The following is a 14,178-nucleotide window of genomic DNA, read 5'->3' on the forward strand; positions in this document are numbered from 1 at the left end:
CTCAGCGAACCCAGTTTTCCTGGTAGGCGCGCCAGTCGGCCTCCGTCGCCGCGAAGTCCACGTACAGCGCGACACCGAAGCGCGCCCGGTGGGCGTCGGTCCGGGACAGGCCCAGCCGGACACCGCGGACGGCGGCCGGGACGGTCTCCGCGTGGGCCCAGTGGCCGAAACGGTTCTCGTGGTAGAAGGGCAGGCCCATGAGGAGGTCGGTGGTCTTCGGGGTGACCTCCAGGGCGAGGCTCGTCTGCTGGGCCACATAGCCGCCGTACAGGCTCTGCAACGGCTGCATGGTGTCGTACGACATGACGGCGATCTGGTCCACGCGGCGGGCCACCTGCCCGAAGTAGGCCTGCGACCACCACTTGGGGTGACCGGTGGTCGTGCCCCAGAAGGAGTGGAACGCGGGCAGCGGGTCGATCTGGTGCGCGGCGACGGACAGCAGGGCGTGCCGGGCACGGGTGAGGGTGCGCAGCTGGTCCAGGAGACCGAGATAGTGGCGGTCGCCGGAGTGCAGCGGCTCCAGGTCGAAGTGGACGCCGTCGTAACCGGTGGCGAGGACGCGGCGGGTGGAGGCGAGGATCGCGGTGCGGGTGGCGGCACGCTCCAGCCGCATCCCGTCGGGGCTCTCGCTGGCCAGCTTGTCGCCGAGCCACGCCTGCACACGGACCCCGGGCAGCTCCCGGTGCACGGCCGATATCAGCCAACGGGCCCTCGGATACGCCGAGGCGGGCAGGGTGCCGTCGTCCTCCAGCGGGCCGGAGTGGACGTAGAGGTCCCGGATGCCGGTGCGCTTCAGCCGCTGGGCGAGCTCCCGCACATCCTGGTCCTTCTTCCGGCCGTCCACCCAGGCGTGGCCCAGCCAGACGGCGTCCCGGCCACGGGTCGTGGTGCCCTGCTCGGGGGTGCCGGTGTAGTTGACACGAAGGGCGGTCTCGGCGGTGAGGAGGGGCACGAGCAGGAGCGCGAGGAGGGCGAGACCATAACGAAGCAGACGGCCCCGGACCGTCCTCCCCCCACTCCCCCGCCCGCCGCGGGCCTCGCCCTCGGAGGGAGCCTCGCCGCCGGAGGGGGCCTCGTCGCCGGAGGGGGCCGGCGCCTGCCGGGGGGCTTCGCCGTCGGAGGAAGCCTCGCCATCGGAGGGAGCCTCGTCGCCGGAGGGGGCCGGCGCCTGCCGGGGGGTCTCGCCGTCGGAGGGGGCCTCGCCGCCGGAGGGGGCCGGAGCCTGCCGGGGGGTCTTGCCGTCGGCTCCTTCGGTGGGAGTCTGCCGAGCGTCCTCGACGTCGGGCGGGGTCGGCCCATGCCCGGGGGCGTCGCCGTCGGATGCGGCAGACGTCTGCCCAGCGTCCTCGCTGTCAGGCGCGGTCGGCCCCCTCCAGGGGGCCTCGCCGTCGGCCCCCTCCGTGGGAACGTGCTCGCGCCGGCCGGGCTCGCTGTCCATTTTCTGCCCCCTCTTCCCTCGTCCCCCGCCCGTATCCGTCCCGCTCGCGGCCGGGCCTACCTGCCCATACGCTCCGAAATGTGACGTCCTCCCTGATCCGGGGCCGACCCCGGCGTGCCAAGGCGCACATACGGGTGCGGGTGGCGCATGCCGTGCTGGGTGTCGTGGTCGGGGTCGGGTGGCTGGTGTTGCCGGTGATGACGGTCGTGGCCGAAGATCCGGTTCCCGCGCCGCCCACCGGGACGGTCGCGAGCGCCGCCGCGCCACCGCAGGGCGGCACGTCCACCGCCGACCTCGTGCTGCCCCTGCTCGCCGGTGTCGCGGCACTGGCGCTGGCCGGTTACGGCTGGCTGCGCCGCACCCGGCGGGCCCGCACCCGTACGACCCCGGGGATCGTCTCCGCCGCCCCGCCGACCCCCACTCCGGCCGACTTCGAACGCCAGGCCCGCACCGCGCTCGTGCTGGCCGACGACTGTGTCCGCACGAGCCGGGAGGAACTCTCCTTCGTCCAGCGGCGGTTCGGACGGACGGACACCGAGGTCTTCACCCACGCCCTGCGGGCCGCCGAGACCGAGCTGTCGGCCGCGTGCGCGATCTGGCGGCGCTACGAGCAGGGCACACCTAGGGATCCGGCGGCCCGACGGCAGGCGCTGGTGGGGGTGATCGGCCGGTGCGCGGAGGCGGGGCGGCGGCTGGACTCGGTGGCGGCGGAGCTGGACCTGCTGCGGGGGCTGGCGGGGCCGGGGCTGAACGGAGCCCTGGAGATCGCCGAGGGTCGCTTCCGCGAGCTGACCGGGCGGACGATCATCGCGCAGGACACGCTGCCCGCGCTGCGCGAGCGCTACGGAGCCTCGGCGCTCGGCCCGGTCACCGGGTACGTCGAACAGGCCAAGGACCGGCTGGTGTTCGCCACCGCCCGGCTCAACGAGGCCCGCCAGGCCGCCGACGCGGCCGACGACGGACGCGCCGCCCGGCACCTGCGCGCCGCCGAGGGCGCCGTGTCCCAGGCGGAGGTGCTGATCGGCGGGGTGGAACGGCGCGCGAGGGACCTACGGCAGGCGGCCGAACTGCTCCCGGCCACGCTGACGGGCGCGGAGGCGGAACTGGCGAAGGCCCGACGGGGGGCCGGCACCCCACTGCCCCCCGGCGAACTGCACGCCCGGCTGGCCCACGCGGACACGGTGCTGGCCGCCGTACGGGAGGAGCTGACGACGGGCCCGTACGACCCGCTGGACGCGCTGCACCGGATCACACGGGCGGTACGGCGGCTGGAGAACGGCCGCGAGGGCGTGGTGTCCGCGGCGGCTGTGCTGGTGGCCCGCGACTCCGTGTCCGGGGCGGAGGAGTTCATAGCGGTGCACCGAGGCGCGGTGGGCCCGGAGGCCCGGGTGCGCCTGGCGGAAGCAATACGCGAACTGGCCGCGCACGACGCCGACCGTGCCGACGCAGCGTCCCGCGAAGCCCGGGACCGAGCCGAACAGAACGTCCGCACCCACGGCACCCCGTACGCGGACATCCCCCACGCCGCCCCGGGCCTGGCGGGCGCGATCCTGGGCGGCATCCTCCTGCCGGAACCCCCCGGCACCGACATCCCGGCAGCCTACGGCGGCCCGGAGACAAGAGCCCGCCACCACGCACCCGAGCCCCCGTGACCGCCGACACCGTGACCGCCGGCACCGTGTCAGCCGGCACCGTGTCAGCCGGCGTCGGTCAGAAGAGGCTCAGCAACGCCTCCGCCGGGTCGGTGAGGGGCGACTCTCCCCCGGGCAACGGCAGTTCGAACCACACCGTCTTGCCGCGAGGCGTCCGGCGCGAGCCCCACGCCGCGCTGAGCAACCCCACCAGCTGCAACCCCCGGCCGCCCTCGTCCGTGTCCCGGGCGCGTCGTCGGCGAGGCTGGACCAGGCCCGAGTCCCAGACCTCGCACACCAGAGTCCGGTCCAGCAGCAGCCGTAGCCGGATCTCCCCCTCGCCGTACCGCAACGCGTTGGTGACCAGCTCGCTGACCAGCAGTTCCGTGGTGTCGACCAGCGCCTCCAGGTCCCAGCTCAGCAGCTGCCCCCGGGCGTACTCCCGAGCCCGCCCCACACTGCGCGGCTCCCTCGGCAGCGTCCAGTCGCCGACGGACTCGGCCGGCAGCCCCTGCACCCGCGCCATCAGCAGCGCGATGTCGTCCTCGCCGTGATGGGTGTCGAGGGTGTTGAGGACGTGGTCGCAGACGTCCTCCAGCTGCCGGGCGGGATCGGTCAGCGCGCCGACGAACGCCTGCAGCCCCTCGTCCAGCGGATGGTCACGGGACTCGACCAGGCCGTCCGTGTAGAGAGCCAGCAGGGCTCCCTCCGGGAGTTCCACCTCGACTTCCTCGAACGGCTCGCCGCCCACGCCGAGCGGCATGCCGGGCGGCACGTCCAGCATGAGCGCAGGCTCGCCGGGCTCGACCAGCACCGGCGGCAGATGGCCCGCATTGGCGAACGTACAGCGTCTGGTGACGGAGTCGTACACGGCGTACACGCAGGTCGCCAGGTAGACCTCGGAGAGGTCGGCGTCCCGGGGCTGGCGGGCCGTACGGGTCGCTCCCTGCACCCCGCCCGGCGTACCGAGCCCCCGGGCGATCTCGTCCAGCGCCGAGAGCACCTCGGCCGGTTCGAGGTCCAGCAGGGCCAATGTCCGTACCGCGGTGCGGAGTTCACCCATCGCGACCGCCGCCCGCAGTCCCCGCCCCATCACGTCGCCGACCACCAACGCCGTACGGTGACCGGGCAGTTCGATCACGTCGAACCAGTCGCCGCCCACCTCGGTCGCCGCGTTGCCGGGCAGATAGCGGCAGGCGATGTCCAGCCCGGAGGCCTCGGGGTCGCCCGGCGGGAGCAGGGACCGTTGCAGGATCAGCGCCCGCTCGTGCTCTCTGCGGTACAGCCGCGCGTTGTCGATGCAGACGGCCGCGCGCGCCGCCAACTCCACCGCCAGATCCCGGTCACGGTCGCCGAACGGCTCGCTGCCCTTCGTCCGGGCGAACTGCGCGAGGCCTACGACGGTGTCGTGGGCGACCATCGGCACGGCCAGCGTGGACTGCACGAGGCCGCCGTCCTCCGGCGGCACGGCTTGCGGCCGGGCGGTGCGCAGGGCGTCCGCGCAGGGCGAGTTGAAGGGGAAGTGGTGGACCGCGCCGACCTCGACGGGTTCGCCGCTGACCCCGAAGGGCACACCGGAGACGGCGCTGGCGAAGGCCACGCGGCGCAGCTCGGCGCTGCCGTCGGCCCGGCCGGGCGGGGTCTCGTCGCGGGTCAGCAGCCCCTGGTAGAGGTCGACGGTGGCGAGGTCGCAGAAGCCGGGCACGACGACGTCGAGGAGTTCGCGCGCGGTCGTCTCCAGGTCCAGGGAGTTCCCTATGCGGGCCCCGGCCTCGTTGAGCAGGGCGAGATTGCGCCGGGCGGCGGCGGCCTCGCGGGCGGCGGCCCGGCGCGCGGTGATGTCGGTGCCGAGCCAGGCGATGCCGATGGGCCGGCCGCTGCCGCCGTGCACGCGGTAGAGGTTGACCGACCAGTGCCGGCGCTCTGCCGAGTCCGGGACATAGCCCGTGACATGCATGTCGGTGATGGACTGTCCGCTCTCCAGCACCCGGCGCAGGGTGGCCGAGACCCGCTCGGCCTCCCCGCGCTGCAGATAGTCGTGCACGCCCTTGCCCCGGTGGTCGTCCGGGGAGCCGCCGAAGACGGAGGCGAATCTCTCGTTGGCCCGACGGACCCTCAGATCACTGTCGATCAGCAGGAATCCGAACGGGGATTGGCCGAAAATGGCCTGCGAGGCGGCGAGGTCGGTCTCGATGCTGCGCAGTGTGCGGACGTCGACGACGATGCACACGGCGGCCTTGTCGCCCTCGGCGGTCCGGGTGGGCATGACGTAGACCTCGGCCAGCCCCTCCTCACCGCGCGCGCCGTCGGGTCCGTCGGGCATCCGGAAGGGTACGACTCCGGTCCACTCGCGCCCGTCGAGGATCTCGGCCATCTTGCGCTGGCCGCGCTCGCGCAGATCGGGGTCGACGAAGGCCTCTATGGGGTCCATGCCGACGGCGCGTGCGGCGGGGACGCCGAAGAGCTGCTCGGCCCGCAGGCTCCACTGGTCGACCAGGCCGCCGGGGCTGATGGAGAAGGACGCGACCCGGATGTAGTCGTAGATGGAACCGGGCGGACTGCTCTGCCACATGGCGTCGCCGGACGCCGCACCACTGTGGGCGGCGGCCACCGCGGCCGGGTTGCGCACGTCGTCCGCCTGGTCCCTCGCGCCGTCCGACGGGTCCTCGGACTCCGTGGCCTTCGCTGGTATCTCGCTCACGCGAACCGTCCCCTCCAGCTCACCGCGCCCGGCACCGGTCACCGGGGGCGGCTGCCCGCAGTATCCAGCACTACGGCGCCGCACGACACGGTGTTCACGATCACAGCATGGTCCAGGTGTTTTTCGGACCAGTCCGTGACAACACTTCCACTCTTCTAACCAGGGAACACGCCGTCGAATCACGCACCCGGGGGGCGACGGCGCGCCCGGGGCGCACGTTGGACGAGCCATCGCCCTATGTACACCCCCGTGCCCCCTCGGATGCTCCCGCGTCACCCTCACCCCGCCGGTTCGTCACTCCGGTACCACCAGTTCGAACCAGACGGTCTTTCCGCTCGTGCCGGGCCGGGTGCCCCAGCGGCGCGAGGAGCCGGCGACCAGTTGCAGACCGCGCCCGCTCTCGTCCTCGGCGTGGGCGACGCGTTCGCGCGGCGGGTCCGGGAGCGGGTCGGAGACCTCCACCCGCAGCGTCGCGCCGAGCTGGGCGGGGCGCACCAGCCGTACCCCGATGGGGCCGGTGGCGTGCCGCAGCGAGTTGGTGACCAACTCGCTGACCAGCAGCGCCGCCAGATCGGCCACGCAGTCGAGGTCCCAGCCGTGCAACTGACCGCGGACCGCCGCGCGTGCGGTGCGCACCGCGCCCGGTTCCGCGGGAAAAGTCCACTCGGCGCAGTCACCATCGGTGTCGATCACGCCGATCACTTCCCAGGCCAGCGAGCTTCACCCATGTCCGGTTTCATGGGGTTAATGGGCACATACCCGATATCCGGCAGGCATTACCGTGCGCCGGGGCGCACAGTGGCACGAACGGCGTACGAGGCACTCCGTGCGGGGAGCCGCCCGCCCGCGAGCCGGGGTGATACGGCCGCGGGTCCGTTTCGACTGGTCGCGACCCGCGGCGCAGCCGTGTGCCGGCCAGGTCCCGCGCCCCCTCACGGGACTACGCCATGCCACCCGATCGGGCAGCCACCGCCTGGACCGCAGGGACGTCCTGGTCCAGCCAGGCCACGTCCCAGATCTCGTCCGGGGTCAGCCAGCGCAGCTCGTCATGGTCCTCAAGGGGCCGGGGCTCGGGCGAACCGGGGCGCAGCCGCGCGGTCCACACACGCAGGACGTACGGCTCCCGCAGCGGCCACTCCCCCGGCACCCGCTCAACCGGCTCGGCGTCGACGCCGAGTTCCTCGCGCAGCTCGCGCACCAGGGCGTCCTCGGGGCGCTCGCCCGGCTCGACCTTGCCGCCGGGCAGCTCCCAGCGCCCGGCCAGATCGGCGGGCGCGCTGCGGCGCGCGGCGAGCAGCCGGCCGCCGCCGAGCAGGGCGGCTCCGACCACCACGATCCGGTCCGGTCCGGGCGTCTTCGGCGTGCTGGGCGTACGGGACGTCATGAGGCGGAGCCTACGGGAGGCCGCCGTAGGTCAGTTGCGCGCGCCGTCCCCGTTCTGGCCGATGCACTCGACCCAGTAGAGCTGGTCGTGCCCCCGGTCGTCGAGGCTGTCGGCGATCTTCTGCGCCTCGGCCCGTGTCGCGTACCGGCCGACGCGATAGCGATTGCCGTTGTCGTCCTGCCGTATCACGATCCAGGGCAGGGAGACCGTCCCCTCACTCATGGCTCCCACCGCCCCCGACGCTCCCTTCCGCACCGCCCCACCTTCCCCCAGTCTCGACTGCGCTCGCCTGGGGGGACCCCCACCCCGTCCCGGGCCCCCGCCGAGCCACGCCTAAGGAAACCGCAATCCGCATATGCCCGAGCGTACGCCCAACCTTTACGCAGCGAACACGGCTTTTCACAAAGAGGTACGCAACCAGCCAGAACGGCGGGGGCGCACGTGTGCGAATGCGCCGTAGTGAGCGCCGTCGTCGTGCGGCGGAGGCATATCCGAGTGACCCGTGACCACCTGGGAAAACGGCCGGATCGCGGCGCTGGGCCGCGGGCCGGACGCGGACGCTCGGCCGGAGATCCAGGCGCCCGGAGCACCGAGGGTGTGCGCTACCTCACTCCAGGGGGCGCACAGACAGGCTTCCGATTCCCGACCCTCCGTCAGATGTCCGGCGGCGCGCAGGGCGTCACTTCACCGGCAGGTGATACGCCACCCGGTACCGGTCCGCCGGAATCACCACGTCGGCGGTCTCCACCGGGCGGCCGGAGGCGTAGTACGTGCGCTGGATGACGAGGACGACATGGCCGGGGACGCCGCCGAGCACATGCAGTTCCTCGGCGAGGCCGGGGCGGGCGCCGACCTCCTCGGTGACGTTGTCCACGATGACGTCGATGGCCCGCATGCGCTCGGCCACGCCCATGCCGCCGAGCGGCCCCTCCTCGGGCAGCATCACCGGCGTACGGCCGGTGAGGGCGAGGGGCTCCCAGGAGGTGGAGAGCATCATCGGCTCGCCGCCCTCCCGGAACAGGTACTTGGTGCGCATGACCCGGTCCCCCGCCTGGATCGCGAGCCGCTCGGCGATGGCGGCCCCGGCCTGGGTCTGCTCGCTGCTGGACTCCCAGGTGCCGCGCACGGAGGCGTCGGCCTGCTCCTGCCGGAAGGGGGTGGCACCGCAGGCCGGGCGGTAGCCGGAGCGGGCCACCCGCCGGGGCACCGGCCGCTCGCGCACATACGTCCCCGAGCCGGAGCGCCCCTCGACCAGCCCCTCGGCCATCAGCACCTTGCGGGCCTCCAGCGCGACCGTGTCCGAGACGCCGTACTCCTCGCGGATGCGGGCCTGGGACGGCAGGCGGGTGTGGGGCGGCAGTGAACCGTCGACGATCTTCTTGCGGAGATCACCCGCGACACGCAGGTACGCCGGCTGCTCACCGAAAGTCACTGGCCGCTCCCATCAGGTTGTACAGACAGCAACAGCGTGGCAACCGTGGGTTGTGCCGCGCAAGCAAAGGCCAGAGAATCACTCGATGTGATGACATGGCGCGGGGGAGGGCTTTACCCAGGCACTTTCTCCCCCATATCGGCGCGCTCACACCTCCGCAAGGGGTCCGGCCGGCCCAGAGGTACGGTGCTCCTTGGGCCAGGGCGGTGATGATTCGGGGGGAACGGTGACAGCAGCCTTGACGGGGCGTCGGGCGGGCGCGCAGGCCGTACAGGCCGTGAACGGGCTCACCCGGCGGTGGACGGCGAGCACGCCGGACGCCGAGGGCACGGTCTTCTCGGCACCGGGCGTCTGGCCCCTGCTGGCCTTTCTGGCCGACGGCGCGGCGGGCCCGGCGCGGGCGGAGCTGAGCGAGGCCCTCGGCCTGCCGGCGGATCAGGCGGCCGGTGCGGCACGGGAGTTGCTGGCGGCGCTCGCCTCGGTGCCCGGCCTGGACGCGGCGCTCGGCCTCTGGACGCGGCAGGGGCTGCCCCTGCGCGAGGAGTGGCGGGCCGGGCTGCCGGCCGGGTCGTACGGGGTGTTCGGCGACGACCTGGTCACCGCGCAGGAACGGCTGGACGCCTGGGCGGCCGAGCGGACCGGCGGGCTGGTCGAGCGCATGCCGGTGACGCTGACCCGGGACGCGCGGATGGTGCTGGCCAGTGCCCTCGCGCTGCGGACGACCTGGCGGCAGCCCTTCGAGGAGCAGCCGCTGCGGCCGGACGCCGGCCCCTGGCAGGGCCGGACGCTGCGCGGTCTGCGGCGGCGCGGCCCACGGCCGGACCGGGTGGGTGTGACGGGCACGCCGGACGGCTTCGTGACGGCGCTGACGGTGCCGGGCGACAACGGCGTCGACGTCCATCTGGTGCTCGGCGAGGAGCGGATGACTCCCGGTCAGGTGCTCACCGCCGGGGTGGGCATCGTGGAGCGGGCGCTGCCGCTCACCCCGGGCGGCACGCTGCCGCACGGCCACGTCGGCCCCGGCCTGTACGTGGAACAGCAGCCGGCACTGGCGCCGGAGCCGGTGTCGCTCGACGTACGGACGGTGGCGTACGAGGTGCGTGCCGACCACGACCTCCTGTCCCTGGCCCCGCTCTTCGGCCTGGTGACGGCGTCGGACCCGGCCCACGGCCACTTTCCCGGGATCAGTGATGTCCCGCTCGCCGTCGGCCAGGCCCGCCAGTCGGCGCTGGCCCGGTTCGGTGCGCTCGGGTTCCGGGCGGCGGCGGTGACGGCGGTCGCGGAGGTGTACGGCAGCGCACCGCCGCAGTACCGCTACGAGTCGAGGGTCGTCCGGGCGGTGTTCGACCGCCCCTTCGGCTTCCTCGCCGTCGACCGCGAGTCCCGGCTGGTGCTGATGGCGGGCTGGGTCGCGGACCCGGCGCCGGAAGCCGTCAGGAGCTTCCCGGGCGCTGTTCCTCCAGGACGCTGACACAGCGGGCGAGCAGCCCGGTCAGAGCGTCCCGCTCGGCATCGGTGAACTCGGCGGCGAGGGCCCGCTCGACGCGTACGGCGGCGGTGCCGGCCTCGGTCACCGCGGCGTACGCGTCCGAAGGGCGTCCCGGACCGCCCGCCGGCCCCGTCGAAGTGAGCCCGCGGCCGGCCGCGGCGAGGGGCACCTGCGCGGTGCCGTCGCCGGCGGCCCGCCGCGGCCGGGGTCAGCGCGTCCCGCGGACGCGGCGTACCGCTCCGTCCAGCACGGACCAGGGGTCGGCGGGCTCCAGCGCGCCCTCGGCGGCCCGGTCGAGGAGTTCGGCGAAACAGGCGCGGTAGAGGCGCTCGCGGTCGGCGGTGCCCGTGTCCCGCTCCAGGCGGCGGATCACGCCCTGCTGGAGTCCGCCGCCGTGGCGCACGGCGATCTTCTTGCGCCAGGCGATCGGCTCGGGCAGCCGGGTGCCCATGGCCGTGCGCAGGTGGTGCTTCTCCCGGCCCTCGCGCACCTTGCACTCCGGCGCGGTGTCCAGGGCCGTCCGCATCACCGGCCGCGCCCAGAAAGGGTGGTGGGTGGTGGTGCCGTAGGCGAGCGGCATGCGGTTGGACAGTTCGTTGCTGCGCCGGGTGCGGTCGACGGCCGTGAGGCACTGGTCGATCAGCTCGTCGCGGTGGTCGAAGGGGCGGTAGAGGCCTGCGTTGATCAGATCGCTGCCGTAGCCGGTGAGCAGCACCTTCTCGGGGGCGATGTGCGCAGCCGCTGCACGGACGTGGCGGTCAGGGCGACTTCGACGACCTCGGGCTCGGTGCCGCCGAGCCGGCGGACGGCCTCCGGTATGGAGGCGATGATCTGGCCCTCGGCCAGCTCGACGGGCTCCAGCGCGATGCCGAGTTCGGCGCAGAGTTCGGCCGCGTCGGCGAGTTCGTCGCCCCAGGGGGTGGCCACGCTGTACGGGGTGACGGACAGCCCGGACGTGGCGGCGAGGTAGGTGACCGTGCCGGAGTCGATGCCGCCGGACAGCAGGGTGGCGTAGCCGGTGCCCTCGGGGGTGGCCGCGTCGATCCGGCGGATCTCCTCGGTCAGCGCCTCGATCTGGGCCTCGCCGGCGGCGAGCGGGTCCTCGCGGCGCGGAGCCCGGAACGCGGCGAGCGGGTCCGCCTCGTCGCGGGTCTCGGTCAGGTTCGTGATGCCGGCGATGGTGCTGGACAGGTCGGTTATGTCGTCGATCCAGGCGTCGGCCTCGTCGCCGCCGGAGAACTCCGAGACCTCGTGGAAGCCGCCGCCGGCGCCGAAGGAGCGGGCCGCGCCGCCGTACAGGACGACGCAGCGGACCCGTTCGTCGCCGTCCAGGTCGAGCATCAGCCGGGTCAGTTCGCGCATGCGCGCCCTGCTGAACGGATTCTGTTCGTGCGACTGCGAGAACTCCACCAGGGCGACGCCCTCGGAACGTACCTCGCACGTCATGGTCGCTGTCGCGATGTCGATGGCCGACACGGACCCTCCTTCCTAGCTCAGAGATAATTGGATAGTTATGCAGACCGACCTGATCGCGCTTCACCGCTCAAACTCCGCGCTTCGCATGGTGTTTGCCGGGAATGCATTGCCGGACAGGTTGATTGAATGTACGGTGACCGGAATGTTCATTCACCCACCCAGTCACCCGCTCGGGAAGGAATGCGAACCATGCCGATGACGGCCCCGAAGGGCTTTCGCAGCGTGACCAGGAACATGGGGCTCAAGGACGTCGAGGACGACTTCGCGGCCGTCGTCTCCGAGGTGCCCGCCCGCTCCGCCGCCGTGTTCACCCGGTCGCGCTTCGCGGGACCGAGCGTCGTCCTCAGCCGCGAGGCGGCGCCCCGGCAGCAGAGCCGCGGCATGGTCGTGCTCTCCCGGAACGCCAACGTCGCCACCGGCAGCGCGGGCGCGGCCAACGCGGCCGAGGTGCGCCGCAGGGTCGCCGAGATCGCCGGCATCGACCCCGAGGAGCTGGTCATCGGCTCCACCGGAGTGATCGGCCGTCCCTACCCCATGGAGAGCATCCGGGCCGGACTCGACGCGCTGTCCTGGCCGTTCCCGGAGGCGGACTACGCGGCGGCGGCCGCGGCCATCATGACGACGGACACCCGGCCCAAGTACCTCAGCGTGCGGGTCGGTGACGCCGTGCTCGCCGGTATCGCCAAGGGCGTGGGCATGATCGAACCGAACATGGCCACCCTGCTGACTTTCTTCTTCACCGACGCGGACATCCCGGCCGCCGAACTCGACGCCCTGTTCCGCCGGGTGATGGACCGGACGTTCAACGCCCTGAGCATCGACACCGACACCTCCACCAGCGACACCGCCGCGATCTTCGCCAACGGCCTGGCCGGTCCCGTCGACCTCGCCGAGTTCGAGCAGGCGCTGCACACCGTCGCCCTGCACCTCGTCCGCGACATCGCCTCCGACGGCGAGGGCGCCGGCAAGCTCATCGAGGTCCAGGTCACCGGGGCCCGCGACGACGCCCAGGCCAAGCGGGTCGGCAAGAGCGTGGTCAACTCGCCCCTGGTGAAGACGGCCGTGCACGGGGCCGACCCCAACTGGGGCCGGGTCGCGATGGCCATCGGCAAGCTGGAGGACGAGACCGACATCGAGCCGCCCCGGGTACGGATCTGGTTCGACGACCTCCCCATGCACCCGGAGGAGCCGAGCGACGCGCTGCTGGAGCAGGCCGCACGGTATCTGACCGGCGACGAGGTGGTCATCCGGGTGGACCTCGGCATCGGCGACGGTGCGTTCACCGTCTACGGCTGCGACCTCACCGAGGGCTATGTGAAGATCAACGCCGACTACACCACCTGAGCCGGCCGCGCTGCGGCACGGTCCGCCCGGACCGTGCCGCAGCGGCGCGCTCAGTACACCGGGAGCCGGGGATCGATCTCGTTCGCCCATCCGACGGCGCCCCCTTCCAGGTGTACCGCGCCGGTGAACCCGGCCGCCCGCGCCACGGTCAGGACCTGGAGCGTGCGCACCCCGGTCCGGCAGTAGAAGACCGGGGTGCGGTCCTGCCGCAGCGTCGGCAGGGCGGACCCGTCCGGCCACTCGGGCAGTGCACCCCGCGGTAGAAGACCACCAGGCTGAAGCGGTCGGGACGCTGGTCGGCGAGGACCCAGCGGCCGCCGCCGACCAGCGGGACGTCGAGGGCGGGCACGGGCCGACGGGGGGCGAGTGACGTGTGCATGGCAGGCTCCGGTGCGGGCGAGTCGTTTCGGACGGTCGGGGCGGTTCGGACGGTCGGGGCGGCGGGGTGTACGGCGCTCAGGCCGCGTCCGGCAGGGTCAGCCGGCCGCGGAACAGCACCCGGGTGCCGCCCGGGCTGATGGCCGTACGGCCGTGCAGGGTCCGCTGGTTGCCGGTGATCATCAGGTTTCCCACCTGCCAGCGGTGGGTGTGCGCGTAGCGCGGTGCGCGCAGGAAGGCGTCCAGCTCGGTGAAGAACCGGTCGGACTCCTCGGGGTCCCTCCCCTTGACCCTGACCTCCCAGGAGCGCGGAGTGACGTCCGGTGGGAAGGCCGTGGCCAGGTTCAGGGACTTCACCCGGCCGTAGTCCCGGGTCGCCGGGATGGTGTACCAGTCCTCCGGGACGGTCGGGAAGTAGCCGCGCTCGGTGACCAGGTACTCGATCTCGTGCTCGTCGAGAACCCGGCGCAGCCGCTCGGGCATCTCCGCCCAGGCGGTCAGCTGGTCGCTGACGTAGGTCTTGCCCGAGCCGGGGGCGTCGGAGAACTCGGCGGCGTACAGGATGATCAGGTCGACCCGCTCACCGACCAGCAGCCCGTCGGTGTGAATGGGCAGCGGCCCGCGCCCGGTGACGACCTTCCCCTCGTCCCGGGAGGCGTTGAGCTTGAGCAGATCGGCGCCGCCCTCGCCGAGACTTCTACGACAAGGTCCGCGCCCGCGGCGCCACCCCCGACAGCGAACAGCGCCTGCGCAAACAGGTCCGCCGCCTCAAGGAACTCCGGGCTGCCGACGCGGAGGAGATCGCCCGGCTCAAGGCTGACGTCGAAGCCCTCGTCGGCGCCCTGCACCAAGCAACCGCCGAGAACCAACTCCTACACCAACAGTTGGCAGACCGTACGGCCGGG

The 14,178-nt window shown here is 73.0% G+C and carries 14 protein-coding genes; 3 read left to right on the top strand and 11 right to left on the bottom strand.

The genetic code is table 11. The features are described 5' to 3' along the window. Window position 1 precedes the first annotated feature (1 nt). Window positions 2–1,438, bottom strand: coding sequence for a glycosyl hydrolase family 18 protein (locus tag O1G22_RS15225; protein WP_270081848.1), 1,437 nt, complete (start codon window positions 1,436–1,438; stop codon window positions 2–4). A gap of 80 nt (window positions 1,439–1,518) precedes the next feature. On the opposite strand from O1G22_RS15225, the gene O1G22_RS15230 reads away from it, so the two are divergent. Beyond that, a complete protein-coding gene (locus O1G22_RS15230) occupies window positions 1,519–3,090 on the top strand; it encodes a hypothetical protein (RefSeq protein WP_270081849.1) in 1,572 nt (523 codons plus the stop codon). Window positions 3,091–3,148: 58 nt separating this feature from the next. Here O1G22_RS15230 and O1G22_RS15235 read toward each other — a convergent pair whose 3' ends face one another. From O1G22_RS15235 to O1G22_RS15255, 5 genes are all read right to left on the bottom strand, one after another. Next, window positions 3,149–5,770 (bottom strand): SpoIIE family protein phosphatase, encoded by a 2,622-nt coding sequence (locus O1G22_RS15235; protein ID WP_270081850.1) that lies wholly within the window; start codon window positions 5,768–5,770, stop codon window positions 3,149–3,151. A 294-nt stretch (window positions 5,771–6,064) separates the two neighbouring features. After that, window positions 6,065–6,472, bottom strand: coding sequence for an ATP-binding protein (locus O1G22_RS15240; protein WP_270081851.1), 408 nt, complete (start codon window positions 6,470–6,472; stop codon window positions 6,065–6,067). Window positions 6,473–6,710: 238 nt separating this feature from the next. Next, complete coding sequence (locus O1G22_RS15245; RefSeq protein WP_270081852.1) at window positions 6,711–7,154, bottom strand: (deoxy)nucleoside triphosphate pyrophosphohydrolase; 444 nt, start codon at window positions 7,152–7,154, stop codon at window positions 6,711–6,713. A gap of 30 nt (window positions 7,155–7,184) precedes the next feature. Next, a complete protein-coding gene (locus O1G22_RS15250) occupies window positions 7,185–7,376 on the bottom strand; it encodes an SPOR domain-containing protein (RefSeq protein WP_270081853.1) in 192 nt (63 codons plus the stop codon). A 457-nt stretch (window positions 7,377–7,833) separates the two neighbouring features. Continuing rightward, on the bottom strand, window positions 7,834–8,586 hold the full coding sequence (locus O1G22_RS15255; protein ID WP_225098597.1) for a GntR family transcriptional regulator: 753 nt from the start codon (window positions 8,584–8,586) through the stop codon (window positions 7,834–7,836). 238 nt (window positions 8,587–8,824) lie between these two features. Between O1G22_RS15255 and O1G22_RS15260 the strand changes: the two genes are divergently transcribed. Next, window positions 8,825–10,057 carry a serpin family protein gene (locus O1G22_RS15260; protein WP_270081854.1) on the top strand — a complete coding sequence of 411 codons (1,233 nt, stop codon included), beginning with the start codon at window positions 8,825–8,827 and terminating at the stop codon, window positions 10,055–10,057. On the opposite strand, the gene O1G22_RS15265 is transcribed toward O1G22_RS15260, so the two are convergent. The 3 genes from O1G22_RS15265 to O1G22_RS15275 are packed head-to-tail and all read right to left on the bottom strand — an operon-like array spanning window position 10,020 to window position 11,551. Then, a complete protein-coding gene (locus O1G22_RS15265) occupies window positions 10,020–10,244 on the bottom strand; it encodes a hypothetical protein (RefSeq protein ID WP_270081855.1) in 225 nt (74 codons plus the stop codon). The genes O1G22_RS15260 and O1G22_RS15265 overlap by 38 nt on opposite strands. Window positions 10,245–10,283: 39 nt before the next feature. Then, window positions 10,284–10,790: an asparagine synthase-related protein gene (locus O1G22_RS15270; protein WP_270081856.1), complete on the bottom strand. Its 507-nt coding sequence runs from the start codon at window positions 10,788–10,790 to the stop codon at window positions 10,284–10,286. Continuing rightward, on the bottom strand, window positions 10,760–11,551 hold the full coding sequence (locus O1G22_RS15275) for an asparagine synthase-related protein (protein ID WP_270081857.1): 792 nt from the start codon (window positions 11,549–11,551) through the stop codon (window positions 10,760–10,762). The genes O1G22_RS15270 and O1G22_RS15275 overlap by 31 nt, the downstream gene beginning before the upstream one ends. A 189-nt stretch (window positions 11,552–11,740) precedes the next feature. Here O1G22_RS15275 and argJ point away from each other — a divergent pair, with 189 nt between their 5' ends. Then, a complete protein-coding gene (gene argJ / locus O1G22_RS15280) occupies window positions 11,741–12,895 on the top strand; it encodes a bifunctional glutamate N-acetyltransferase/amino-acid acetyltransferase ArgJ (RefSeq protein ID WP_270081858.1) in 1,155 nt (384 codons plus the stop codon). Window positions 12,896–12,945: 50 nt separating this feature from the next. Here the strand turns inward: argJ and O1G22_RS44875 are convergent, their stop codons facing one another. Together O1G22_RS44875 and O1G22_RS15285 are read right to left on the bottom strand one after the other, a co-directional pair. Beyond that, on the bottom strand, window positions 12,946–13,206 hold the full coding sequence (locus O1G22_RS44875; protein ID WP_428986489.1) for a rhodanese-like domain-containing protein: 261 nt from the start codon (window positions 13,204–13,206) through the stop codon (window positions 12,946–12,948). 145 nt (window positions 13,207–13,351) lie between these two features. Beyond that, a complete protein-coding gene (locus tag O1G22_RS15285) occupies window positions 13,352–13,945 on the bottom strand; it encodes a TauD/TfdA dioxygenase family protein (protein ID WP_333492483.1) in 594 nt (197 codons plus the stop codon). Between the last annotated feature and the right edge of the window lie 233 nt (window positions 13,946–14,178).

Origin of the sequence: Streptomyces camelliae, assembly GCF_027625935.1 — a bacterium.
Lineage (GTDB): Bacteria > Actinomycetota > Actinomycetes > Streptomycetales > Streptomycetaceae > Streptomyces > Streptomyces camelliae.

Coding starts and splice junctions, on each gene's coding strand:
- O1G22_RS15245 (WP_270081852.1), bottom strand. CDS start 7,154: ATGACGTCCCGTACGCCCAGCACGCCGAAGACGCCCGGACCGGACCGG.
- argJ (WP_270081858.1), top strand. CDS start 11,741: ATGCCGATGACGGCCCCGAAGGGCTTTCGCAGCGTGACCAGGAACATG.
- O1G22_RS15250 (WP_270081853.1), bottom strand. CDS start 7,376: ATGAGTGAGGGGACGGTCTCCCTGCCCTGGATCGTGATACGGCAGGAC.
- O1G22_RS15225 (WP_270081848.1), bottom strand. CDS start 1,438: ATGGACAGCGAGCCCGGCCGGCGCGAGCACGTTCCCACGGAGGGGGCC.